This window comes from Variovorax sp. Root434, assembly GCF_001426595.1.
GTDB lineage: Bacteria > Pseudomonadota > Gammaproteobacteria > Burkholderiales > Burkholderiaceae_C > Variovorax.
The window spans coordinates 185,873-208,834 of record NZ_LMEK01000001.1 but is presented as its reverse complement, the minus strand read 5'-3'; the positions used below and the strand labels follow the sequence as shown (position 1 = coordinate 208,834).

The following is a 22,962-nucleotide window of genomic DNA, read 5'->3' as shown; positions in this document are numbered from 1 at the left end:
GGAGACAAGAACATGGATTTCAACTTCACCGACGACCAGGAACAACTGCGCGACGCCGTTCGCAAGTGGGTCGACAAGGGCTACGACTTCGAGCGCCGCCGCGGCATCGAGGCCAAGGGCGGCTTCTCGCGCGAGGCCTGGGACGAGCTGGCTGAACTCGGCCTGGGCGGCCTGTACATCAGCGAGGACGACGGCGGACTGGGCATGGGCCCGGTGGCCGGCATGGTCGTCATGGAAGAACTGGGCCGCGGCATCGTGCTGGAGCCCTTCGCGCAGACGCTGATCGCCGGCGCGGTGCTCAGCGGCTATGCCGGCGCCGACACCAAGGACAACTGGCTGCCGCGCATCGCGGGCGGCCAGGCCATCGTGGTGCTGGCGTACCAGGAGCGCAAGGCACGCTGGCGCCTCGACGTGTGCGAGGCCACGGCCACCAAGTCGGGCGACGGCTATGCGCTGACCGGCGCCAAGAGCGTGGTGCCGGTGGGCGACGAGGCAGACGCCTTCCTGGTGCCCGCCAAGGTCGGCGGCAAGATCGCCCTCTTCCTGGTCGAACGCAGTGCCAGCGGCGTCGAGGCCCGCGGCTACGGCACGCAGGACGGCAGCCGCGCGGCCGAAGTGGTGTTCGACAAGGCCGATGCGACGCTGGTCACGCTCGATGGCCTGGCCGCGCTCGAATACGCCGTGGACGTCGGCATTGCCGCCACCTGCGCCGAAGCGGTCGGCGTGATGGACAAGACCATGGCCGTCACCGTCGACTACATGAACCAGCGCAAGCAGTTCGGCGTGGCCATCTCGACCTTCCAGGCGCTGCGCCATCGCGTCGCCGACATGAAGATGCAGCTCGAACTCGCGCGCTCGATGAGCTACTACGCGACGCTCAAGCTCAACGCCCCGGCGGACGAACGCCGCCAGGCGCTGGCACGCGCCAAGTACCAGCTCGGCGTGTCGATGCGCTTCGTGGCCGCGAACTCGGTGCAGCTGCACGGCGGCATCGGGGTGACCGACGAATACATCGGCAGCCACTATTTCCGCAAGCTCACGCAGATGGAAATGACCTTCGGCGACACGCTGCACCACCTGGGCGAAGTGTCGGCCCGCATGCAGGACACCGCCGGCGTCTTCGCCTAGGACAAGGCTCGCCCCCAGGCTGCGCGCACTTCGTGTCGCTACGCCACCCCCCTACCGGGGGCAACACCAGCGGCCCGGCAAAGCCGGTTCCGCGGTGTTCCGCTAGCATCCAACGCCCACCCGCTTCTCGCTGGCGGGCGTTTTCACTTGGCCCCCTACTTCAGGAATCCAGGAACAGAACATGCAGACCCGCCGCACCCTTCTTGCCGCCATGGCCGTCGCCGGGACGGCCACCGCCATGCTGACCGCCTGCGCCACCGCCCCATCGCCCTCGTACACCGAGCGTCCGCCCATCGTGTTCATGCACGGCAACGGCGACTCGGCCGCGCTCTGGCAGACGACGATCTGGCGCTTCGAGTCGAACGGCTGGCCGCGCGAGCGGCTCTTCGCGGTCGACCAGCCGAACCCGGTCGCGCGCGACGACGACGCCGTGGCCCAGGCCGGGCGCAGCTCGACAGGCGATTCGGCGGTGTTCCTGAAGGCCGAGGTCGACAAGGTGCTGAAGGCCACCGGCGCCAGCAAGGTCGTGCTGATCGGCAACTCGCGCGGCGGCAACACCATCCGCAACTACGTGCAGAACGGCGGCGGCGCGGCCGTGGTGAGCCATGTGGTGCTGGGCGGCAATCCGGCGCACGGCATCTGGGTGGTGAAGGGCTTCCGCGAGAACAACGAGTTCTCGGGACTGTCCGGCTTCATGCAGCAGCTCAATGCGCCGAAGGGGCCGAATGGCGAGGAGGTCACGCCGGGCGTGAAGTGGATGACCCTGCGCTCGGACAACAACGACAAGTATGCGCAGCCCGATGGCGTGTGGATCGGCGCACCCGGCAAGCCGACGAACATCGGCTTCGACGGGCCGGCGCTCAAGGGCGCGACCAATGTGGTGCTGCCGCGCGTCGATCATCGCGAGACCTCGTTCTCGCCCGCGGCGTTCGCCGCGACCTGGCAGTTCCTGAACGGGCAGGCGCCGCGCAGCACCGACGTTGCGGCCGAGGCGGATGTCGTGCTCAACGGCCGTGCGCTCGGTGCGGAAAACCTTCCGCTGAACGGCGCGAAGGTCACCGTGTATGCCGTCGACCCCGCCACCGGCGCGCGGCTCGGCGAGGCCGTCTTCACCAAGTCGGTCGGCGCCGACGGCCGCTGGGGGCCTTTCAAGGCGCGCGGCGACGCGGCCTACGAGTTCGTCCTGGCCACGCCGAGCTACGGCACCACGCACATCTACCGCAGCCCCTTTCCGCGCAGCAGCAGCGTCGTGAACCTGCGGCCGGAGCGCATCATTCCAGCCGACAACGGGGCCAGCGCGGTCGTCGTGTTCACGCGGCCGCGCGGCTACTTCGACGCACAGCGCGACACCATGCGCTTCGACGGCAAGAGCCCTCCGACAGGTGTGCCACCCCAGGGCTCGGGCGTTTCGACCTCGCGGCTGCGCATCGAGGGCGGTGGCGCCCCGCGCGCGGTGACCGGTGAATTCAACGGCGAGCGCATCACGGGCCTCACGTGGCCGGCCGCGAGCGAGCACACGACCGTGCTCGAACTGACCTACTGAAGCGAGGCCAGCCATGAACGACGCGAGCACGCCCTTCGTCCTGCAGGCGCGCGACAGCCGCGGCGTGGCCACGCTGACGCTGAACCGGCCGGCCTCGTTCAACGCGCTGTCGGAAGGCATGCTCGGCGCGCTCGAGCGGGCGCTCGGCGAGATCGCGGCAGACGACAGCATTCGCGCGGTCGTCATCGCGGCGGCGGGCAAGGCCTTCTGCGCGGGCCACGACCTGAAGGAAATGCGCGCCACACCCTCGCTCGGCTACTACCGACAGCTGTTCGAACGCTGCGGCGCGATGATGCTGTCGATCCAGAAGCTGCCGGTGCCCGTCATTGCGCGCGTGCACGGCATCGCGACGGCGGCGGGCTGCCAGCTCGTCGCGGTCTGCGACCTGGCGGTGGCGTCGAGCGAGGCGCGCTTCGCGGTCAGCGGCGTGAACGTGGGGCTGTTCTGCGCCACGCCGAGCGTCACGCTTTCGCGCAACCTCGGCCGCAAGGAAGCCTTCGAGATGCTGGTGACGGGCGATTTCATCGATGCGCGGGAAGCGCGCGAGAGAGGGTTGGTCAACCGCGTGGCGCCGCCCGAAGAGCTCGATGCAGCTGTAGAGACACTGGTGGCCAGCATCGTCGCCAAGCCCCGCAAGGCGCTCGCGCTGGGCAAGGCTCTGTTCTACCGCCAACTCGAAACCGGCATCGAGGCCGCGCTGGCCGATGCCAGCCAGACCATGGCCTGCAACATGATGGACGAGAGTGCGCTCGAAGGCGTTCAAGCTTTCATCGACAAACGCCCGCCGGACTGGAAGCGCTGAGAAGAAAGTCCACTGCCCGTCGGCATGCGCTTACGGGCGCACCGAAAGGCGTCCTACCGCCTCCATGACCTCGATTCCTAAGATGGATTTTCGGTGTCGGACCTCATGCCTGTTGCTGAAGATCCGATGCCGACGTCAAGGAGATTGATCATGGAAAAGCTCATGCAGATCTGCGCTGCAGTCGCATTCCTTGCGATGCTGCCAGCGCAAGCTCAAGTGAACACGCCACCGCCGGCCTCCGTCGACCCCGCCGTCGCTGAACTCAAGGCTGGCCGCGACAAGATCGCCGCCGACTACAAGGCCGACCGGGCAGCATGCGATGCCATGAAGGACAACGCCAAGGACGTCTGCGTCGAAGAAGCCAAGGGCAAGGAAAAGATCGCCAAGGCTGAACTCGACCAGAAGCTGAAGCCCAGCGACAGCAATGCGCGCAAGGTGGCTGAGGCCAAGGTGGAAGCGGCCTACAGCATCGCGAAGGAAAAATGCGACGACCAGAAGGGCGATGCGAAGTCCGCATGCGTGAAGCAGGCCAAGGCCGACGAGGCCAAGGGCATGGCCGAAGTCAAGGCGATGAAAAAGTAGCTGAGCGGCTTTCGGCTTGGCGGTACGCTGCTGCTCAGGCCGAACTGCTGGCAACCGGCTTCGTGATGGTCACCGTCGCCCGCGCTCCGAGCGTCATTTCGGTGATCCACGAGACCAGCAACGAGCCGTAGGCCTGGCGCGACTCCTGTTTGGACAGCGCGTGATCCGCGCCGGAGAGCACGCGGTAGGTCACCGATTTCACCCGCTTGAAGGCAGCCAGATAGTTCTCCACCACGGGGTGGGGGACGATCTGGTCATCCTCCGACTCGACGATGAGGACGTCGCCGGCAAAGGCCGCGCATGCCGCCAGTGCCCGGTTGTCACCCGGTCCCACCAGCGAGCGGCGGTAGGCCACGAGGTCGGACCGGCTCAGCTTTCCCTTGGGCGTGTCCCACTCGCGGTCGCGGTAGAGCGCCGGCGCACGCAGCGCGAGCCAGCGCACCGGCCGCAGGGCACTTACCAGCGAAGCGAGATACCCGCCATAGCTGCTGCCGACGATGGCGATGGCGCCGGGGTCGACGGTCGGATGGCCGACCAGCACGTCGTACGCAGCCAGCACATCGCGCAGATTGTCTTCGCGGGTCACCTCCAGGCGCTGTGCCGCGTGGCGCGCATGCCCCCGCAGATCGAAGGTCAGGCACACACAGCCCAGCGCCGCGATTTCATTGGCCCGCTTCAGGTATTGCTCCTGGCTTCCATCCCAGCCGTGGACCAGGAGCACACCGGGCACCATCGTCGACGCGGCAAACAATGTGCCCTGGATGTGCTGGTCGTCCACGGCAATGTCGATGAGGCTATGGCGTGTCGGCATGTCGCTTCAGCAGTGTGAATTTCGAAAGCCGCCCGATCTCGCTGTCGGTGCCGTGGTAGGCCACGATGGCGTCGGCGGGCGGCGCGGCCGCTCCGTAGACCTCGAAAGAGGACGCGAGCACGCGGTCGCACTTCGGATGCGCGTGGAACGCTTCGAGCGCCGCGATCTCCGCGCCCGTGGCGCCACCCACGCGCCACGACTGCTCCAGCACCCCCGAGCGCCAGTCGCCCCGGCTGCCCATGCCCTGCGCCACGTCATAGTTCACCCGCGAGGCGAAGAAGCCCGGGTAGCAGCCGGACACGGCCCGGTGGTAGTGCCGCGCCTGCTCGATCGCACGGCGAAGCGGCGGCGCCGGATTCACGACGGCGAGCAGCCTGTCGAAATCGCCGCGCACGAGCATCAGGTCGGAACCGCCGTAGACCTCCTGCCCGGCGTTGTCCCGGGTCAAACGCTGCTCGCCGCAATAGCTGGCGACAAGGTGCTCCACGCTCACCTGTCCGACGCTGTAGGTCCGCGGCCGGTCGAGGTTCTCCTCGAGCACGAGGCCGCGGGCCGTGATCTCGGTCTCGTCCATGGCATCGAGACAGCGGTCGAGCGCATCGACGCTTCCCACGACGACCTGCCCACGTCCACCGGTCGCGATCACCGGCTTGACCCGTGCGAGGCCGCCGTCGAGCAGCATGCGCCCCGCCTTGCGCGCCTCTTCGCGCGAGAAGCACGAATAGCCGGGGAGTACCGCATCCGCGACCTCGGTCGCGAAGCGCAGGGACCAGCCCGCCGGCCGAGAAGCATCGGCGCCGATCAACGGATGGGTGAGCGCCTTGGTGGCGACGAAGGGGTACGGCACCACCCCGCCGAACAGATCGTCCACGCCGGCGATGCCCATCGTGCGCACGAGCACCGGATCGGTCAGGGTGTCGCTCGGCACGAAGTAAGGCACGCTGTCGTAGGCTTGCCGAGGATCGTAGACGCCCGCGAAAGTGCAGCCCTTGAGAGCCGCCAGCCGCCGTGCGAAGTGGGCGCGCGTGGCATGCTCGTGCTCGGTGCAGTAGCCGTGCGGGTCCACGTCCCAGGTCACGACGCTGCGAAGGCCCGGCGGCAGACGGGACGAACCCGACACCGCGGAGCCGGGGAGCGGTTTCACGGCGATGCTCATGGCGCCTCCTGGCATGTGCACCCCCCCCTCGACGGAGGAAGAAGTTCCGCCATGTTCGGCAAAACGACGGTGCGCCTGGTCGGAGGGCGCAGCGGATGCGCGTGGGAGCAGTCTGGCGCGAAGCGCAGCGGCCTAGCCGTCGTGCAGCCGCGAACTCTGGGGCAGGTGCGCCATCAGGAATTCCATTTGGTCGGCCAGGATGCGGCGGTTGCGCAGAATGAAATCTTCCCAGAGGCTGGGCACGTAGGGCGCGTAGAGCAAGGGCATGTTCGCCTGCTCGGGCGTGCGGCTGCTCTTGCGGTGGTTGCACGGCTTGCAGGCCGTGACCACGTTCATCCAGGTGTCGATGCCCCTCTGGGCGAACGGGATGATGTGCTCGCGCGTGAGCTCGTCTTCATGGAAATGCCCGCCGCAGTAAGCACAAACGTTGCGGTCACGCGAGAACAGCTTGCTGTTGGTGAGCCCAGGCCGCTGCGTGAAGGGATTGATGCGCGGCACGCCCTTGGTGCCGATGATGCTGTTGATCGCGATCTGCGACTGCTCGCCCGTGATCGCGTTGTGGCCGCCACGAAACACCGCCACCTGCGCGCCCACTTCCCAGCGAACTTCGTCCGCCGCGTAGTGGATCACCGCCTGTTCCAGCGAAATCCATGACTGGGGCAGCCCTTGGGCCGACAGCTTCAAGACCTTCACACACGACTCCTCGAAACGAGAAAACCACGCAGAGACCAGAGACTCGGGGTGCATCGGGGACTCACTTCAGACCACGCACTGCGTCACAATATACCGGCTTTGTGACAAATCGGCCTGATTCGCCCATTCGACGGGCGAAAGGCGCTATCAAAAAGATACTCACCGATGCAGGTTTTTCGCGGCTTCCGGCACCCGGGCGTAGCTCCGGCCTGCGCCCTCACGATCGGGAATTTCGACGGCGTCCACCGTGGCCACCAGGCCATGCTGGCGCTGCTTCAGACCGAGGCCCGCCACCGCGGGCTGCCGAGCTGCGTGCTCACCTTCGAGCCGCACCCTCGCGACTATTTCGCCGCCGTCACCAGGAAACCCGACCTGGCGCCGGCGCGCATCGGCACGCTGCGCGACAAGCTGACCGAGCTGGCGGCCTGCGGCGTGGCCCAGACCATCGTGCTGCCGTTCGACGGCCGGCTGGCGTCCCAGTCGCCCGAGGCGTTCATCCAGAATGTGCTGATCGACGGCCTGGGCGCGCGCTACGTGCTGGTGGGCGACGACTTCCGCTTCGGTGCCAAACGGGCCGGCGACTACGCCATGCTCGACGCGGCCGGCGAGGCCCGCGGCTTCGACGTCGCGCGCATGAACAGCTACGAGGTGCATGGCCTGCGCGTTTCCAGCTCGGCCGTGCGCGATGCGCTGGCCGAAGGCCGCATGGCCGACGCCCACACGCTGCTGGGGCGCCCGTACACCATCTCGGGCCACGTGGTCCATGGCCGCAAGCTGGGCCGCGCGCTGGGCGCCTCCGCGCCGGGCAAGGACGACGGTTTTCGCACCCTCAACCTGCGCTTCAAGCACTGGAAGCCGGCTGCCAGCGGCATCTTCGCGGTGCTGGTCCACGGCCTGGCCGACCAGCCGCTGCCGGGCGTGGCCAACCTCGGTGTGCGGCCCTCGCTGGACGCCAACGACGTCAACGCCGGCCGGGTTCTGCTGGAGACGCATTGCCTTGAGTGGCCCTCGCATCTGGGCGCCGAAGGGGCCTACGGTAAAATCGTCCGCGTGGAACTCCTGCACAAACTGCACGACGAATTGCGCTACACCAGCCTCGAAGCCCTCACTGCGGGCATCGCGAAGGATGGGCGCGACGCACGTGCGTTCTTTGCATCGACCCACGCCGAAACCCACCGCCAGACCACGCGCGATCGAATTTAGCCCTGCACGCACCGTGCTGCCGCCCTTCGACAAGCTCAGGGCGAACGGCTTTACCTTCCGCACCGACGCGCTCCTTTTTTCTCCGGGCAGTTCGGGCCGAGCCTGTCGAAGCCCCTGTTTCGCACCCCAACATGTCTGACGCTGCCACCTCCACCGACTACCGTTCCACGCTGAACCTGCCCGACACCCCCTTCCCGATGCGCGGCGACCTGCCCAAGCGCGAGCCGGGCTGGGTCAAGGAATGGAACGACGAGGGCCGCTACCACCGCCTGCGCGACGCCCGCCACGGCGCCCCCAAGTTCATCCTGCATGACGGCCCGCCCTACGCCAACGGCCAGATCCACATGGGCCACGCGGTGAACAAGATCCTGAAGGACATGATCACCAAGGCGCGCCAGCTCGAAGGCTTCGACGCGCTCTACGTGCCCGGCTGGGACTGCCACGGCCTGCCGATCGAGAACGCCATCGAAAAGCAGTTCGGTCGCAACCTCAGCCGCGACGAGATGCAGGCCAAGAGCCGCGCCTACGCCACGGAGCAGATCGCCCAGCAGATGGCCGACTTCCAACGCCTGGGCGTGCTGGGCGAATGGGACCATCCGTACAAGACGATGGACTTCGCCAATGAAGCCGGCGAGCTGCGCGCGTTCAAGCGCGTGATCGAGCGCGGTTTTGTGTACCGCGGCCTGAAGCCCGTGTACTGGTGCTTCGACTGCGGCTCCTCGCTCGCCGAATTCGAGATCGAGTACGCCGACAAGAAGAGCCAGACCCTCGACGTGGCCTTCAAGGCGCACGAGCGCGAGAAGGTGCTCAAGGCCTTCGGCACCGACCACACGATCCTCGGCGACATCTTCGCCGTGATCTGGACCACCACCGCGTGGACCATCCCGGCCAACCAGGCGATCAACCTGAACCCCGAGCTCGAGTACTCACTGGTCGACACCGAGCGCGGCCTGCTGATCCTGGCCAACTCGCTGGTCGAGATGTGCATGACGCGCTACGCGCTCGACGGCAAGGTGCTGGCCACGGTCAAGGGCGAGGCGCTCGGCGGGCTCGAATTCGAACACCCGCTCTATGACGTCGATGCCGGCTACAAGCGCCTGTCGCCCGTGTACCTGGCCGACTACGCCACCGCCACCGACGGCACCGGCCTGGTCCACTCCTCGCCCGCCTACGGTGTGGACGACTTCAACTCCTGCATCGCCCACGGCGTGGCGTACGACGACATCCTGAACCCGGTCCAGGGCAACGGCAGCTACGCGCCCGACTTCCCGCTGTTCGGCGGCCAGAACATCTGGAAGGCCGTGCCGGTGATCATTGCCGCGCTGCGCGACGCCAACCGGCTGATGACCACCGAGACCATCACCCACAGCTATCCGCATTGCTGGCGCCACAAGACGCCGGTGATCTACCGCGCGGCCGCGCAGTGGTTCGTGCGCATGGACGAGGGCGAAGGCGTGTTCACCAAGGACAAGGCGCCCAAGACGCTGCGCCAGACCGCGCTCGACGCCATCGAAGAGACCAGCTTCTATCCGGAGAACGGCAAGGCGCGCCTGCACGACATGATCGCCGGGCGTCCCGACTGGTGCATCAGCCGCCAGCGCAACTGGGGCGTGCCGATCCCGTTCTTCCTGCACAAGGATTCGGGCGAGCTGCATCCGCGCACCATGGAAATCCTCGACCAGGCCGCCGACATCGTCGAGAAGGGCGGCATCGAGGCCTGGAGCCGCGTCACGGTCGAGGAGATCCTCGGCGCCGAAGACGCGCCGCACTACACCAAGAGCACCGACATCCTGGAGGTGTGGTTCGACTCGGGCTCGACCTTCTATCACGTGCTGCGCGGCACGCACCCCACGGTGCACCACGACACCGGCCCCGAGGCCGACCTGTACCTCGAAGGCCATGACCAGCATCGCGGGTGGTTCCATTCGTCGCTGCTGATCGCCTGCATGCTGGAAGACCGCGCGCCCTACAAGAGCCTGCTCACGCACGGTTTCACCGTCGATGCCAAGGGCATCAAGATGAGCAAGTCGCTCAAGAACGGCATCGACCCGCAGGAAATCAGCAACAAGCTGGGCTCGGAAATCATCCGCCTGTGGGTGGCCGCGAGCGACTACTCCGGCGACATCGCGGGCGACGACAAGATCCTGGCGCGCGTGGTCGATGCGTACCGCCGCATCCGCAACACGCTGCGCTTCCTGCTCGCGAACACGAGCGACTTCGACATCCAGAAGGATGCGGTGCCGCTCGACCAGCTGTTCGAGATCGACCGCTATGCGCTCGCGCGCGCTTCGCAGTTCCAGGCCGAGATCCTCGCGCACTACAAGGTGTACGAGTTCCACCCGGTGGTGGCCAAGCTGCAGATCTACTGCTCGGAAGACCTGGGCGGCTTCTACCTCGACATCCTGAAGGACCGCCTCTACACGACGGCCCCGGGCTCGCTGGCGCGCCGCAGCGCACAGACCGCGCTGTGGCACATCTCGCAAGCCATGCTGCGCTGGATGGCGCCGTTCCTGAGCTTCACGGCCGAAGAGGCGTGGAAGATCGTGGGCACGGGCAAGCCGGGCGAATCGATCTTCGCGCAGACCTACAGCCAGTTCCCCGCACCTGACGAAGCCCTGCTCGCCAAGTGGACGCGCATCCGCGAGATCCGCGACGCGGTGAACAAGGACATCGAAGCCGTGCGCGCCGAAGGCAAGGTCGGCTCGTCGCTGCAGGCCAACCTGCAGCTGACGGCACCGGCCGACGACTTCGCGCTGCTGGGCACGCTGGGCGAGGACCTGAAGTTCGTCTTCATCGCCTCGGCCATCGAACTGGCTGCCGGTGGTGATGCGCTGTCGACCGTGGTCACGCCGAGCGCCGCGCAGAAGTGCGAGCGCTGCTGGCACTACCGCGACGACGTGGGCCACGACCCCGCGCATCCCACGATCTGCGGCCGTTGCACGAGCAACCTGTTCGGCGCCGGCGAATCGCGGAGCGTTGCCTGATGGCGGCGGCACGTTCCATGTCGGCATCGCGTTCACGCGGCGGCAGCAGCAGCATCTGGCCCTGGCTCGGGCTGGCGGTGATCATCGTGATCATCGACCAGTTCACCAAGACGCTGATCCTGGGCTACTACAAGCTCGGCGACGCGACCTACGTGACGAGCTTCTTCAACGTCGTGCGCGCGCACAACACGGGGGCGGCCTTCTCGTTCCTGGCGGACCACTCGGGATGGCAGCGCTGGCTGTTCACCGCCATCGGCGTGGCGGCTGCTGTGTTCATCGTTTGGATGCTGCGCTCGCATGCCGGGCAGAAGCTGTTCTCGTTTTCGATGGCCTGCATCCTGGGCGGCGCCATCGGCAACGTGGTCGATCGGATGATGCACGGCTATGTCGTGGACTTCCTGAGCTTCCACGCCGGCAACTGGTACTTTCCTGCTTTCAATGCCGCGGACAGCGCCATCACGCTGGGCGCCATCTGCCTGATCCTGGACGAGATCCGGCGGGTTCGCCGGGGCAAGTAACTTTTCTCAGGGGGCCTACGGGCCCCCTTCTTATTTGGGTCCGCCCCCTCGCGAAAGTCCGAGGGTTTCTCCCCGCTTTCTCGCAATGTCATAACAAAGTCATACTGCGGCGGTCCAATGTAATCGATTACATGAACACCGCACGATGAGCATTCAAGCCGTTGCAGCCAAAGCCGGGGTCTCCGTGGCCACCGTGTCGCGGGCCTTCAACTTTCCCGACAAGGTGACGCCCGTCACCCGCGAACTTGTGGAGCGCGTGGCGCGGGAGCTCCACTATGTGCCGAACGCCAGCGCGCGCACGCTGCGCACCCAGCGCAGCCGCGTGCTCGGCGTGGTGCTCCCCACACTGCTCAACCCGACCTTCGCCGAGTGCCTGCAGGGCATCGCGCGCGCGGCCATCGCGGGCGGCTACGCGATCATTCCCGTCACCACGGGCTACCGGCTCGACGAGGAAGAACGCGCGGTGCAACTGCTGCTGGCCGGCAATGTCGACGGGCTGATCCTCGTGGTGTCGAATCCTTCGACGTCGGCCGCGCTGCCCCGGCTCCAGGTGGCGGGGGTGCCTTACGTGCTGGCCTACAACCGCCATGCGGACCATCCCTGCGTGTCGGTCGACAGCGAAGGCGCCGTGGCCGATGCGGTCGCGCGCCTCGTGCTGCTGGGCCATCGCCGCATCGCGATGGTAAGCGGCACGCTCGCCGCGTCGGACCGTGCGCAGCAGCGCTATCGCGGCTACCGCAAAGGCATGGCCGAAGCCGGGCTCGCCGCGCCCGCGCTGATCGAAGTGCCCTTCGTCGAAACCGCGGTCGATGCGCTCTCTCGCCAGCTGCAGGCGCGCCGCCGCCCCACCGCACTGATCTGCTCGAACGATCTGCTGGCCATCCGCAGCATCCGCGCCGCGCACTTGAGCGGCCTCGCGGTGCCCCACGACCTCAGCGTGGTCGGCTTCGACGGCATCGCGCTCGGTGAAGACCTCACGCCCGCGCTCACCACCATTGCGCAGCCCAACAGCGACATCGGCCGCCACAGCGTCGAGTTGCTGATCCCGGCCATCGCCGGGGGCGCGACGCTGCAGCCCGACGCGAGCCTGCTGCTTCCCCATGCCTTCCGAGACGGCGAGTCGTGCGCTTCGGCGCGCGAGAACAACAACGCCGCGATTCCCTGACCTCCCCTCGTTCTCCGACCACATCCATCCAAGGAGTCCCACCATGTCACTTCGCTTCAACCGCCTGGCTCGTCTCGGCATCCTGGCCGCCGCGCTCGCCGCCGGCAGCGCCATGGCCCAGACCGCCATTTGCTACAACTGCCCGACCGAATGGGCCGACTGGGGCACGCAGCTGAAGGCCATCAAGGCCAAGACCGGCATCACCGTGCCGGCCGACAACAAGAACTCGGGCCAGTCGCTCGCGCAGCTGGTCGCAGAGAAGGCCAGCCCCGTGGCCGACGTCACCTACCTCGGCGTGACCTTCGCGGTGCAGGCCGCGAAAGACGGCGTGGTCGAGCCCTACAAGCCCGCCGCGTGGAAAGACATTCCCGACGGCCTGAAGGACCCGGCCGGCAACTGGTTCACCATCCACTCGGGCACGCTCGGCTTCATGGTGAACGTCGACGCGCTCAAGGGCAAGCCGATCCCGAAGTCGTGGGCCGACCTGCTCAAGCCCGAATACAAGGGCCTGATCGGCTACCTCGACCCGGCCTCGGCCTTCGTGGGCTACGTCGGCGCGGTGGCGGTGAACGAAGCACGCGGCGGCACGCTCGACAACTTCAAGCCGGCCATCGACTACTTCAAGGCGCTGCAGAAGAACGAACCCATCGTGCCGAAGCAGACCTCGTATGCGCGCGTGCTGTCGGGCGAGATCGCGATCCTGCTCGACTACGACTTCAACGCCTACCGCGCCAAGTACAAGGACAAGGCCAACGTCGCCTTCGTGATCCCGAGCGAAGGCACGCTGGCCGTGCCCTACGTCATGAGCCTGGTCGCCAAGGCCCCGCACGCGGCCGATGCGAAGAAGGTGCTCGACTTCACGCTGTCCGACGAAGGCCAGGCGATCTGGGCCAAGGCCTATCTGCGGCCGGTGCGCGCGAGCGCCATGCCGAAGGACATCGAAGCGCAGTTCCTGCCGGCGAGCGAATACGCGCGCGCCAAGAGCGTGGACTACGGGCGCATGGCTGCCGCGCAGAAGGCCTTCTCTGATGAGTATTTGAAGGAAGTGCGCTAAGTCGGTCCGTTGTTCAGGGCGCGATCACGCCGACGGGGTACCTTGCTCCGCGAATGTCCCCCGGCCTGCGGCCTCCTCCTTTATTTCGCTGCGCAAGGCACCCCGCCGGCGTGATCGTGCACAGGGCGTCGGGTGCTCCCCGCAGCGAAATAAAGGAGGAGCGAAGCGGGGGACATTCGCGGAGGGGAGTACCCGGCGGCCTGTGCACGCGCCCTGAACAAATCACCCCGAAACACAACGCGAGGCGATATTTGAGATGAAGTCCGACACCTCCTGGAACCCACGCTGGCGCCTGCTGGCCTGCGCGGCACCCGCGGCCGCCTTCTTCGCGGCCTTCTGGCTGCTGCCGGTCGTGCGTCTTCTCACGCTGCCCGCCGACAAGGGCTGGTCCACCTACTTCGCCGTGCTGACCGACGCGCGCTACCTCACGAGCATGGCCAACACCGTCGCGCTCTCGGTGGCCGTGACGCTGGCCACGCTGGTGCTGGGCGCGGCCGTCGGTATTTACCTCGCGCGCCATGCCTTCGTCGGCAAGCGCGTGCTGCTTTCGCTGCTCACGCTGCCGCTTTCGTTCCCGGGCGTGATCATCGGCTTCTTCGTGATCCTGCTGGGCGGCCGGCAAGGCGTGGTGGCCGACCTCAGCGACAGCCTCTTCGGCGAGCGCATCACCTTCGCCTACGGCCTGCTCGGGCTGTTCCTGGCATACCTGTACTTCTCGCTGCCGCGCGCCATCGCAACCTACGCCGCAGCGGCCGAATCGATAAACACGCAGCTCGAAGAAGCCGCACGCTCGCTCGGCGCCTCGCGGCTTCGCGTGGCGCGCGACGTGTGGATGCCCGAGCTTGCACCCACCACGCTGGCCTGCGGCGCCATCCTCTTCGCCACCTCGATGGGCGCCTTCGGAACGGCCTTCACGCTGGCCAGCAAGTTCGAGGTGATCCCGATCACCATCTATAACGAGTTCACCAACTACGCCAACTTCGCGCTTGCCGCATCGCTGTCGATCTCGCTGGGCATCGTGACATGGCTGGTGCTGTTCGTGGCGCGCCGCTTTGGCGCGAATCCCGTCGCACGCTGAGAGCCCACGCACCATGCGAACCAATACCCAGGCCAAAGCGCCCTTCCTGCTCGCCGTCACGGTCATCGTGAGCCTTTTCATGATCGCGCCGATGCTGCTGTCGGTGATGGCGGGCCTCGTCAACAACTACAGCACCGGCCTCAAGAGCGGCCTCACGCTGCGCTGGCTCGGCGAGGTGTGGGAGAACTACGGCGGCACTGTCGGCTGGTCGCTCGCACTGGCCGTGGCCTGCGTCATCGGCACCGTGCTGCTGGGCGTGCCCTGTGCCTATGCGCTGGCACGCAGCCGCTCGCGCACGGCGCGCGTCTTCGAGGAGTTGCTGACGCTGCCGGTCGCGGTGCCGGGCCTTGCGACGGCGCTCGCATTGATCCTCGCCTATGGCCAGCTCACCGCCTTCCGCCAGAGCTTCGCCTTCATCCTCGTGGGCCACATGGTGTTCACGCTGCCGTTCATGGTGCGCACCGTGAGCTCGGCCTTCCAGCGCGATGACCTGCTCGCGCTCGAGGAGGCCGCGCGCTCGCTGGGTGCGAACTTCCGCCAGCGCTTCATGGGCATCCTCGTGCCCGCGGTGTTCCCGGCCATCGTGGCCGGCAGCCTGATGGTGTTCACGCTCTCGGTGGGCGAATTCAACCTCACGTGGATGCTGCACACGCCGCTCACGCGCACGCTGCCCGTGGGCCTGGCCGACAGCTATGCCTCGATGCGCATCGAGATCGGATCGGCCTACACGCTGGTCTTCTTCGCCGTCATTCTTCCGGTGCTGTGGGCTCTGCAGTACCTTGCCAACCTGATGCAGAAACGCCATGGAACTTGAACGCATTCCCATCGATATCGCCAACTGTGCGAAGACCTACGCCGACGGCACACGCGGCCTGCAGCCCACCGACCTGCACGTGGAAGCCGGCGAAGTGCTGGCGCTGCTCGGCCCCTCGGGCTGCGGCAAGACCACGCTGCTGCGACTGATCGCCGGGCTGGAATCGCCCGACGCGGGCAGCCGCATCGTGTTCGGCGGACAGGACGTCACGCAGCGCCCCGTAGAGCACCGCGGCGTGGGCATGGTGTTCCAGAGCTATGCGCTCTTTCCGCAGATGACGGTCGCGGCCAACATCGGCTACGGGCTGCGCATTCGCGGCGTGGCGCCCGATGAAGAAAAGCGCAGCGTCGGCGAGCTGGTCGACCTCGTGCGACTCGGCGGGCTGGAGAACAAGCGCCCCGCCGAGCTTTCCGGCGGCCAGCGCCAGCGCGTGGCCCTGGCGCGCGCGGTGGCCGTGCGCCCGCGCGTGCTGCTGCTCGACGAGCCGCTGGCCGCGCTCGACGCCAAGCTCAAGGAATCGCTGCGCGACGAGCTGGCCGAACTGCTGCGCCGCTTGCACATCACGGCCATCCACGTCACGCACGATCAGCAGGAAGCGCTGGCCATCGCCGACCGCCTCGCCGTGATGCGCGCCGGCCGCATCGTGCAGGTGGGCCGCGGCGAAGACCTCTACCGCGCGCCCGCGCATCCCTTCGTCGCCGAGTTCCTGGGCCGGGTCAACCGGCTGGAGCGCGAGGCCGATGCCATCGCGCAAGGCGTTGTCCGACTCGGAGGGTCAGCCCTGCCCTGCCCGTCGGCGTGGCGGGGCCATGCGACGCTGCTCGTTCGGCCCGAAGACATCGAGGTCGGTGCGCCCCTGCCAGGCTGGGGCGCCGCCACCGTCGAACGCCGCACCTTCCTCGGTGACCGCGTGCAGCTGCACCTGCGTGTTCAAGACCAGCCCGTGCTGATGGCCGACGTGGGGCGGGACAATCCATTCGGACCGGGCGACGCGGTGGGCCTTCACATCCACCCCGACCGCCTGATGACGTCGCAGGAGAACAGCGCATGACGACAACAGCAGAAAACACCTTCCTGGTCCAGCTGACCGACCTGCACATCCGCGAGCCGGGCCGGCTGGCCTATGGCCGCATCGACACCGCGCCGTACCTCGAACGCGCCGTGCAGTCGGTGCTGGCGCTGCGCCAGCAGCCCGATGCCGTGGTCATCACCGGCGACCTGACCGACTTCGGCCGTGCCGCCGAATACGAGCACCTTGCCCGCCTGCTGGCCCCGCTGACCATGCCGGTCTACCTGATGCCGGGCAACCACGACGACCGCGACCAGTTGCGCCGCAGCTTCCCCGGCCACGCCTATCTCGGCACGGGCGCCGACACCGACGGCTTCATCCAATACTCGGTGCGCGTCGGCGACCTTCGGCTGCTCACGCTCGACACCTGCGTGCCCGGCGCCAGCCATGGCTCGCTGTGCAAGAAGCGCCTGGGCTGGCTCGAAGCGCAGCTGGACGCCTGCCGCGGCGAGCCCGTGGTGGTCGCCATGCACCACCCGCCCTTCGAAACGCTGATCGGCCACATGGACGAGATCGGCCTGCTACAGGGCGCCGACGCGCTCGAAGCCCTGATCTCGTGCCACCCGAACGTCGAACGCATCATCTGCGGCCATCTGCACCGCGCCATCGACGTGCGCTTCGGCGGCACCATTGCCTCGACCTCTCCGGCGCAGGCCCACCAGGTCTGCCTCGACCTCGCGCCCGACGCCGAATCGGCCTGGACGCTCGAGCCGCCTTCTTTCCGGGTGCACGCCTGGTCCGCGCGCGGGCGCCGGCTGATCACCCACCTGGCGGCCTCCGGCAGCTTCGAAGGCCCTTATCCTTTCCACGACAACGGAGCCCTGATCGACTGAAGCGCCCGCTTGTGGAAAATGGGGGCGAAACGAACCAAAACGAAAAGGACAGAACCCGCCCCCCATGAAGCATCTCCTGAATCTGCTGGCGGCCGTGGCCCTGCTGGTGTGGGGCACGCACCTGGTCCGTACCGGTGTGTTGCGTGTGTTCGGCGCCAACCTGCGCAAGATCCTCGTGCAGAGCATGCGCAACCGCTTCACGGCCGCCCTCTCGGGCATCGGCGTGACGGCGCTGGTGCAGTCGAGCACCGCCACCTCGCTCATGACCTCGTCCTTCGTCGGGCAGGGCCTGGTCACGCTGCCGGCGGCGCTGGCGGTGATGCGGGGCGCCGACGTGGGCACCGCACTGATCTCCGTACTCTTCTCGGCGGACCTTTCCTGGCTCTCGCCGATGTTCATCTTCGTGGGCGTGGTGCTGTTCATCAGCCGCTCAGCCTCCATGGCGGGGCGCATCGGCCGCGTGCTGATCGGGCTCGGGCTGATGCTGCTGGCACTGCAGCTGGTGGTGGAGGCCACCGAGCCGCTGTTCTCCTCGCCGGCCGTGCGCGCACTGCTCGCGTCGATCAGCAGCGACGTGCTGCTCGAGATCACCGTCGGCGCGGTGCTGGCCATCGTGGCCTATTCGAGCCTCGCGGTGGTGCTGCTGGTCGCGGCCATGGCCACATCGAACGTGGTGCCGCTGGACGTGGCGCTCGGCCTGGTGCTTGGCGCCAACCTCGGCAGCGGCCTGCTGGCGGTGCTGACCACGGCCAAGTCGGCCGTGTCGGTGCGGCAGGTGACGGTGGGCAACCTGCTGTTCAAGGCACTGGGCGTGGCCATCGTCGCGCCCTTCATCGGACTGTGGATCCGCTACGTGCAGCCGGAGCTGCCGAACCAGACGCATGGCGTGGTGCTGTTCCACCTGGCGTTCAACGTGGTGATCAGCGTGGGGTTCATCGGCCTCACGCAGTGGGTCGCCAGGCTGGTGACGCGCGTCCTGCCGGTGCCCCAGCAGCCGGCCGGCACCACGCGGCCGCACCACCTCGATCCTTCGGCGCTGTCGACGCCGTCGCTCGCCATTTCCAATGCGGCGCGCGAAGCCCTGCACCAGGCCGACATCGTGGAGACCATGCTGATCGGCACGCTGGACGTGATCCGCCACAACGACCTGCGGCTCGCGCAGGAGCTGCGGCAGCTCGACGACACGGTGGACCAGCTGTACTCGGCCATCAAGTACTACATGACCCGCATCTCGCGCGAGGCGCTGGGCGAGGAGGAAAGCCGGCGCTGGACCGACATCATCAGCTTCACGATCAACATGGAGCAGATCGGCGACATCATCGAGCGCGTGATCATCGACGTGGAAGACAAGAAGATCAAACCGCAGCGCAACTTCTCGCAGGCCGGCATGGCGGAGATCGTCGAGCTGCACGGGCGGCTGGTGGCCAACCTGCGGCTGAGCATGAGCGTGTTCCTGAACGGCAACGTGCGGGACGCGCAGAAGCTCCTGGAAGAGAAGATGCGCTTTCGCGACCTGGAACGGGCCTATGCGACGACCCACCTCGACCGGCTGTCGGACCGCACCACGCTGAGCATCGAGACGAGCTCACTGCACATCGACCTGATCAGCGACCTAAAGCGCATCAACTCGCACATCTGCTCGATCGCGTACCCGATCCTCGAGTCGGCAGGGGCGCTGGCGCCCAGCCGGCTCAGGGAATCGCGGCTCGGGAAGATCGAGGGGTAGCGTCTTACTCGGCGGTCTTCAACAGGGCCGCCTCGCGCCCGCGCCGCGCGTACCGCTGCGCCAGCACGGCGCACACCATGAGCTGCATCTGGTGGAACAGCATCAGCGGCAGCACGATCGCGCCCACCGCGTGAGAGGCGAACAGCACCTTGGCCATGGGTATCCCGCTGGCCAGACTCTTCTTGGAGCCGCAGAACACGATCGTGATCTCGTCTTCCGTGTCGAAACCCAGCTTGCGCGCCAGCAGGGTCGTGAGGCTCAGCGCCAGCCCCAGCACCACCGCGCACACCACCAGCAGCCCGACCAGCGCATGGGCGGGCACCTGCTTCCACAGGCCCTCGATCACGGCCGCGCTGAACGCCGTGTAGACGACCAGCAGGATCGAGCCCTGGTCGACGAATTTCAGCGCCGCGGCGCGGCGCTGTATCCACTTGCCGATCCACGGCCGCAGCAGGTGCCCCAGCACGAACGGCGCCATCAGCTGCAGCAGGATGCGGCCGATCGAATCCAGCGACGAGCTCGCATGGCCACCATTCGGCAACACCACGAGATTGACCAGCACCGGCGTGATGAACACGCCCAGCAGGGTGGACGCCGATGCGCTGCAGATGGCGGCGGGCATGTTGCCCCGCGCCATGGCCGTGAAGGCGATCGCCGATTGCACCGTGGCCGGCAGCACGCAGAGATAGAGCACGCCGGTGTAGAGCCCTGGCGTCACCAGTGGCGACAGCAGCGGCTTGAGTGCCAGCCCGAGCACGGGAAACAGCACGAAGGTGCTGCCGAACACCAGCAGGTGCAGCCGCCAGTGCATGAGGCCGTTCATGATCGCCTCGCGCGACAGCTTGGCCCCGTGCAGGAAGAACAGCAGGCCGATGGCAGTGCTCGTGAGCAGCTCGAAGAGATGCCCCAGCTTCCCGCTCGCGGGCAGCAAGCTGGCAAGGGTCACCGCCGAGAGCAGCGCGAAGGTGAAGTTGTCGGGAAGGAAGCGGGAGCGGGACATGAATGGAACCTGGGCGCCACGCGCCGCAAGCGCGCAGGCCGACTCAGCAAGGGAATGTGTGATTTCCGCGCATGAATCTCGTCGCCACTTCGCGGAGCCCGGCGCGTGCTCCTCGCGCCCTGGGGGCAATTTTCGGCGAAGCCCGGCATCGCTGCCGGCCGGCGAAAGAATGCCCCTGCCTCAGTGTGCGGCCGATGAACTGAACTGCGCCTGACGGCGGCGCAGGCAATAGTCCATCAGGTCCTCGATCTCGGTGGCCTTGTCGAAAACGGCATCGGCACCGAGCTGGGCGCATCTGCGCCGCATGTCGGGCGTGGCGAAGTTGCTGAGCACCACGATCTTCTGCGCCGGCCCGCGGTGACGGCACGCCTCGAGCACGCTAAAGCCTGTGCCGTCCTTCAGGAACAGGTCGACGATGGCCAGGTCCCATTGCGACAGGTTGCATGAGAGCCAGCGCGAGGCCTCCTCCTCCGACTCCGCTTCGCCCACAGGATCGACCCGCGCAACCTCGCGCAGCGCGCCCATGAGGTTCTTGCGGATGGTGGGGTTGTCTTCCACGATGAAAGTGCGAACGGTGGTCATGACGGCTTGCCTCTGCGCTGTGTTCACAGCCTACAAACTGCACCCGGCACAAGTCGAAGGTATGACACTCCACGCCGGGTAGGACAAGGCTGGCGCCCCCGCGCCCGCGGATTCAGAGCGTGAGGATCGTGCAGCCGGTGGTCTTGCGCGCTTCGAGGTCGCGGTGCGCCTGCTGCACGTCGGCCAGTGCATAGCGCTGTCCGATCGGGATCTTCACCGCGCCGCTGCGCACCACCGCGAACAGGTCGTCGGCCATCGCCTGCGTGCTTTCGCGCGTGGCCATGTGCGTGAACAGCGTCGGCCGCGTCACGTAGAGCGAGCCCTTGGACGCCAGCGTGCCGAGGTTGATCGGCGGCACCGGTCCCGAGCCGTTGCCGAACACCGCCAGCAGGCCGAAGGGGCGCAGGCTGTCGATCGAGCCTTCGTAGGTGTCCTTGCCGACCGAGTCGTATGCCACCTTCACGCCCTTGCCGCCGGTGATCTCCTTCACGCGCGCCGCGAAGTTTTCGGTGCTGTAGTTGATGGCATGCGCCGCGCCGTGGTCGAGCGCGAGCTTGCACTTGGCGTCGCTGCCGGCCGTGCCGATCAGCTGCAGGCCGAGCGCCCTGGCCCACTGGCAGGCGATGAGCCCGACGCCGCCGGCCGCAGCGTGGAACAGGATGAAGTCACCGGCCTGCAGGCCTTCGGCCGGCAGCGTCTTCTTCAGCAGGTACTGCGTGGTCAGGCCCTTGAGCATCATGGCCGCACCGGTCTCGAAGGAGATGTCGTCGGGCAGCTTGCACACGCACTTGGCGGGCATCACGCGCAACTCGCAGTAGGCGCCGGGCGGCGGGCTGGCATAGGCTGCGCGATCGCCAGGCTTCAGGTGCGTCACGCCCTCGCCCACCGCCTCGACGATGCCCGAGGCTTCCATGCCCAGCTGCAGCGGCATCTGGAACGGGTAGAGCCCGCTGCGCTGGTAGGTGTCGATGAAGTTCAGGCCCACGGCCTTGTGGCGGATGCGGATCTCGCCGGGGCCGGGTTCGCCGACTTCCACGTCGACGATCTTCAGTTCTTCGGGGCCGCCATTGCGGTCGATACGGACGGCTTTGCTCATCATCGTTGCAGTCTCCACGTACAGGAAAAGAAGAGGGAGGGGCATCCTGCCATGTTTGGGTTTCCCGTGGCGGCGCGGGACATCATTGCCCGGGTAGAGTCGGCCGCCATGCAGACACAGCACCGGCGCCTTGCCCCTTCCACCGTCCTCCTGCTTGTCGTTCCTCCGCTGCTCTGGGCCGGCAATGCCGTGGTCGGCCGGCTGGTGCGAGAACTGGTTTCACCGCTCACGCTGAACTTCGTGCGCTGGGTCGTCGCGTTCGCGCTCCTGCTGCCGCTGGCCACGCCGGTGTTGCGCCGCGGCAGCCCGGTGTGGGCGCACTGGAAGCGCTACGCCGTGCTCGGGCTGCTCGGCATCGGCCTGTACAACGCCTTCCAGTACCTCGCGCTGCAGACCTCCACGCCCATCAACGTCACGCTGGTCGGCTCCAGCCTGCCGCTGTGGATGCTCGCGGTGGGCACGCTGTTCTTCGGCGCACGCGTCAGCTCCCGCGAGATCTTCGGCGCGCTGCTGTCGATGGCGGGCGTGCTGCTGGTGCTCAGCCGCGGCGAATGGCGGCAGCTGCTCGGGCTGCGGCTGGTGCCGGGAGACCTCTACATGATCCTGGGCACCATCGCCTGGGCCTTCTACAGCTGGCTGCTGGCACGTACGAACGAGCCCAGGGCCCTGCGGCAAGACTGGGCCGCGTTCCTGATGGCGCAGCTGGTGTTCGGCCTCGCGTGGTCGGGCGCGCTGGCCGCCGGCGAGTGGACGCTGACCGACGTGCACCTCGACATCGGCTGGCCGCTGGTCGCCGCCATGCTGTTCATCGGCATCGGCCCCGCGGTGGTGGCCTATCGCTGCTGGGGCACCGGCGTGCAGCGCGCGGGTCCGCAGGCGGCGAGCATCTTCATGAACCTCACGCCACTGTTCGCGGCAGTGCTTTCGGCAGCCTTCCTGCGCGAGCCGCCACACTGGTACCACGGCGCGGCGTTCCTGCTGATCGTGGCCGGGATCGCGGTGTCGTCACGGCGCTGATTCAACAACGCCCTCTTCAAGCGAACACCGCGGAACCGGCTTTGCCGGGCCGCTGGTGTTGCCCCCGGTAGGGGGTGGGAGTAGCGACACGAAGTGCGCGAAGCCTGG

Annotated in this window: 21 protein-coding genes; 15 read left to right on the top strand and 6 right to left on the bottom strand. The window is 67.3% G+C overall.

What is annotated here, in order from left to right; all coding sequences use genetic code 11:
- The first annotated feature begins 12 nt into the window (after positions 1–12).
- The 4 genes from ASD05_RS00960 to ASD05_RS00945 all read left to right on the top strand — a co-directional run bounded on the left by ASD05_RS00960 (position 13) and on the right by ASD05_RS00945 (position 4,055).
- Positions 13–1,128, top strand: a complete 1,116-nt coding sequence (locus ASD05_RS00960) for an acyl-CoA dehydrogenase family protein (RefSeq protein WP_056586376.1) — start codon at positions 13–15, stop codon at positions 1,126–1,128.
- Between the two features lie 181 nt (positions 1,129–1,309).
- A complete protein-coding gene (locus ASD05_RS00955; RefSeq protein WP_056586373.1) occupies positions 1,310–2,671 on the top strand; it encodes an alpha/beta fold hydrolase in 1,362 nt (453 codons plus the stop codon).
- Positions 2,672–2,684: 13 nt separating this feature from the next.
- Complete coding sequence (locus tag ASD05_RS00950) at positions 2,685–3,473, top strand: enoyl-CoA hydratase (protein ID WP_056586370.1); 789 nt, start codon at positions 2,685–2,687, stop codon at positions 3,471–3,473.
- Between the two features lie 150 nt (positions 3,474–3,623).
- Positions 3,624–4,055 carry a hypothetical protein gene (locus ASD05_RS00945; protein WP_056586367.1) on the top strand — a complete coding sequence of 144 codons (432 nt, stop codon included), beginning with the start codon at positions 3,624–3,626 and terminating at the stop codon, positions 4,053–4,055.
- Positions 4,056–4,089: 34 nt separating this feature from the next.
- On the opposite strand, the gene ASD05_RS00940 is transcribed toward ASD05_RS00945, so the two are convergent.
- The 3 genes from ASD05_RS00940 to ASD05_RS00930 all read right to left on the bottom strand — a co-directional run bounded on the left by ASD05_RS00940 (position 4,090) and on the right by ASD05_RS00930 (position 6,715).
- The gene (locus ASD05_RS00940; RefSeq protein WP_056586364.1) at positions 4,090–4,866 is read right to left on the bottom strand and encodes an alpha/beta hydrolase family protein; all 777 of its coding nucleotides are present in this window, start codon (positions 4,864–4,866) and stop codon (positions 4,090–4,092) included.
- Entirely contained in the window at positions 4,850–6,010 is a 1,161-nt protein-coding gene (locus ASD05_RS00935) for a DUF3182 family protein (RefSeq protein WP_235507824.1), read from the bottom strand. The genes ASD05_RS00940 and ASD05_RS00935 overlap by 17 nt, the downstream gene beginning before the upstream one ends.
- A 144-nt stretch (positions 6,011–6,154) precedes the next feature.
- Entirely contained in the window at positions 6,155–6,715 is a 561-nt protein-coding gene (locus ASD05_RS00930; protein ID WP_007830252.1) for an HNH endonuclease, read from the bottom strand.
- Between the two features lie 165 nt (positions 6,716–6,880).
- On the opposite strand from ASD05_RS00930, the gene ASD05_RS00925 reads away from it, so the two are divergent.
- The 10 genes from ASD05_RS00925 to ASD05_RS00880 all read left to right on the top strand — a co-directional run bounded on the left by ASD05_RS00925 (position 6,881) and on the right by ASD05_RS00880 (position 19,159).
- Complete coding sequence (locus ASD05_RS00925; RefSeq protein ID WP_056586362.1) at positions 6,881–7,918, top strand: bifunctional riboflavin kinase/FAD synthetase; 1,038 nt, start codon at positions 6,881–6,883, stop codon at positions 7,916–7,918.
- 131 nt (positions 7,919–8,049) lie between these two features.
- Positions 8,050–10,902, top strand: coding sequence for an isoleucine--tRNA ligase (gene ileS, locus ASD05_RS00920; protein WP_056586360.1), 2,853 nt, complete (start codon positions 8,050–8,052; stop codon positions 10,900–10,902).
- Positions 10,902–11,420 carry a signal peptidase II gene (lspA, locus tag ASD05_RS00915; protein ID WP_056586357.1) on the top strand — a complete coding sequence of 173 codons (519 nt, stop codon included), beginning with the start codon at positions 10,902–10,904 and terminating at the stop codon, positions 11,418–11,420. Before ileS ends, lspA begins: the two co-directional genes overlap by 1 nt.
- A 145-nt stretch (positions 11,421–11,565) precedes the next feature.
- Positions 11,566–12,585: a LacI family DNA-binding transcriptional regulator gene (locus tag ASD05_RS00910; RefSeq protein ID WP_056586354.1), complete on the top strand. Its 1,020-nt coding sequence runs from the start codon at positions 11,566–11,568 to the stop codon at positions 12,583–12,585.
- A 43-nt stretch (positions 12,586–12,628) separates the two neighbouring features.
- Entirely contained in the window at positions 12,629–13,639 is a 1,011-nt protein-coding gene (locus ASD05_RS00905; RefSeq protein WP_007830241.1) for an ABC transporter substrate-binding protein, read from the top strand.
- Between the two features lie 256 nt (positions 13,640–13,895).
- Entirely contained in the window at positions 13,896–14,717 is an 822-nt protein-coding gene (locus ASD05_RS00900) for an ABC transporter permease (protein ID WP_056586352.1), read from the top strand.
- A gap of 13 nt (positions 14,718–14,730) precedes the next feature.
- Positions 14,731–15,531: an ABC transporter permease gene (locus ASD05_RS00895; RefSeq protein WP_056586349.1), complete on the top strand. Its 801-nt coding sequence runs from the start codon at positions 14,731–14,733 to the stop codon at positions 15,529–15,531.
- Entirely contained in the window at positions 15,521–16,582 is a 1,062-nt protein-coding gene (locus ASD05_RS00890; RefSeq protein WP_056586346.1) for an ABC transporter ATP-binding protein, read from the top strand. Before ASD05_RS00895 ends, ASD05_RS00890 begins: the two co-directional genes overlap by 11 nt.
- Positions 16,579–17,433: a phosphodiesterase gene (locus tag ASD05_RS00885; RefSeq protein ID WP_056586343.1), complete on the top strand. Its 855-nt coding sequence runs from the start codon at positions 16,579–16,581 to the stop codon at positions 17,431–17,433. The genes ASD05_RS00890 and ASD05_RS00885 overlap by 4 nt, the downstream gene beginning before the upstream one ends.
- 64 nt (positions 17,434–17,497) lie before the next feature.
- On the top strand, positions 17,498–19,159 hold the full coding sequence (locus ASD05_RS00880) for a Na/Pi cotransporter family protein (protein ID WP_056586339.1): 1,662 nt from the start codon (positions 17,498–17,500) through the stop codon (positions 19,157–19,159).
- Positions 19,160–19,163: 4 nt separating this feature from the next.
- On the opposite strand, the gene ASD05_RS00875 is transcribed toward ASD05_RS00880, so the two are convergent.
- From ASD05_RS00875 to ASD05_RS00865, 3 genes are all read right to left on the bottom strand, one after another.
- Positions 19,164–20,159 carry a bile acid:sodium symporter family protein gene (locus ASD05_RS00875; protein ID WP_056586336.1) on the bottom strand — a complete coding sequence of 332 codons (996 nt, stop codon included), beginning with the start codon at positions 20,157–20,159 and terminating at the stop codon, positions 19,164–19,166.
- 180 nt (positions 20,160–20,339) lie between these two features.
- Positions 20,340–20,741, bottom strand: a complete 402-nt coding sequence (locus ASD05_RS00870; protein ID WP_056586333.1) for a response regulator — start codon at positions 20,739–20,741, stop codon at positions 20,340–20,342.
- A gap of 112 nt (positions 20,742–20,853) precedes the next feature.
- Positions 20,854–21,837, bottom strand: a complete 984-nt coding sequence (locus ASD05_RS00865) for a quinone oxidoreductase family protein (protein WP_056587748.1) — start codon at positions 21,835–21,837, stop codon at positions 20,854–20,856.
- A gap of 108 nt (positions 21,838–21,945) precedes the next feature.
- On the opposite strand from ASD05_RS00865, the gene ASD05_RS00860 reads away from it, so the two are divergent.
- The gene (locus ASD05_RS00860; RefSeq protein WP_056586330.1) at positions 21,946–22,854 is read left to right on the top strand and encodes a DMT family transporter; all 909 of its coding nucleotides are present in this window, start codon (positions 21,946–21,948) and stop codon (positions 22,852–22,854) included.
- The last annotated feature ends 108 nt before the right edge of the window (positions 22,855–22,962 follow it).

Excerpts from the sequence above, each read along its gene's own strand:
- ASD05_RS00865 (WP_056587748.1), bottom strand. The coding sequence starts at position 21,837 with ATGAGCAAAGCCGTCCGTATCGACCGCAATGGCGGCCCCGAAGAACTG.
- ASD05_RS00905 (WP_007830241.1), top strand. The coding sequence starts at position 12,629 with ATGTCACTTCGCTTCAACCGCCTGGCTCGTCTCGGCATCCTGGCCGCC.
- ASD05_RS00895 (WP_056586349.1), top strand. The coding sequence starts at position 14,731 with ATGCGAACCAATACCCAGGCCAAAGCGCCCTTCCTGCTCGCCGTCACG.
- ASD05_RS00885 (WP_056586343.1), top strand. The coding sequence starts at position 16,579 with ATGACGACAACAGCAGAAAACACCTTCCTGGTCCAGCTGACCGACCTG.
- ASD05_RS00950 (WP_056586370.1), top strand. The coding sequence starts at position 2,685 with ATGAACGACGCGAGCACGCCCTTCGTCCTGCAGGCGCGCGACAGCCGC.
- ASD05_RS00875 (WP_056586336.1), bottom strand. The coding sequence starts at position 20,159 with ATGTCCCGCTCCCGCTTCCTTCCCGACAACTTCACCTTCGCGCTGCTC.
- ASD05_RS00890 (WP_056586346.1), top strand. The coding sequence starts at position 15,521 with ATGGAACTTGAACGCATTCCCATCGATATCGCCAACTGTGCGAAGACC.
- ASD05_RS00860 (WP_056586330.1), top strand. The coding sequence starts at position 21,946 with ATGCAGACACAGCACCGGCGCCTTGCCCCTTCCACCGTCCTCCTGCTT.
- ASD05_RS00900 (WP_056586352.1), top strand. The coding sequence starts at position 13,896 with ATGAAGTCCGACACCTCCTGGAACCCACGCTGGCGCCTGCTGGCCTGC.
- ASD05_RS00945 (WP_056586367.1), top strand. The coding sequence starts at position 3,624 with ATGGAAAAGCTCATGCAGATCTGCGCTGCAGTCGCATTCCTTGCGATG.
- ASD05_RS00955 (WP_056586373.1), top strand. The coding sequence starts at position 1,310 with ATGCAGACCCGCCGCACCCTTCTTGCCGCCATGGCCGTCGCCGGGACG.
- ASD05_RS00870 (WP_056586333.1), bottom strand. The coding sequence starts at position 20,741 with ATGACCACCGTTCGCACTTTCATCGTGGAAGACAACCCCACCATCCGC.
- ASD05_RS00910 (WP_056586354.1), top strand. The coding sequence starts at position 11,566 with ATGAGCATTCAAGCCGTTGCAGCCAAAGCCGGGGTCTCCGTGGCCACC.
- ASD05_RS00940 (WP_056586364.1), bottom strand. The coding sequence starts at position 4,866 with ATGCCGACACGCCATAGCCTCATCGACATTGCCGTGGACGACCAGCAC.
- ileS (WP_056586360.1), top strand. The coding sequence starts at position 8,050 with ATGTCTGACGCTGCCACCTCCACCGACTACCGTTCCACGCTGAACCTG.
- lspA (WP_056586357.1), top strand. The coding sequence starts at position 10,902 with ATGGCGGCGGCACGTTCCATGTCGGCATCGCGTTCACGCGGCGGCAGC.
- ASD05_RS00960 (WP_056586376.1), top strand. The coding sequence starts at position 13 with ATGGATTTCAACTTCACCGACGACCAGGAACAACTGCGCGACGCCGTT.
- ASD05_RS00925 (WP_056586362.1), top strand. The coding sequence starts at position 6,881 with ATGCAGGTTTTTCGCGGCTTCCGGCACCCGGGCGTAGCTCCGGCCTGC.
- ASD05_RS00880 (WP_056586339.1), top strand. The coding sequence starts at position 17,498 with ATGAAGCATCTCCTGAATCTGCTGGCGGCCGTGGCCCTGCTGGTGTGG.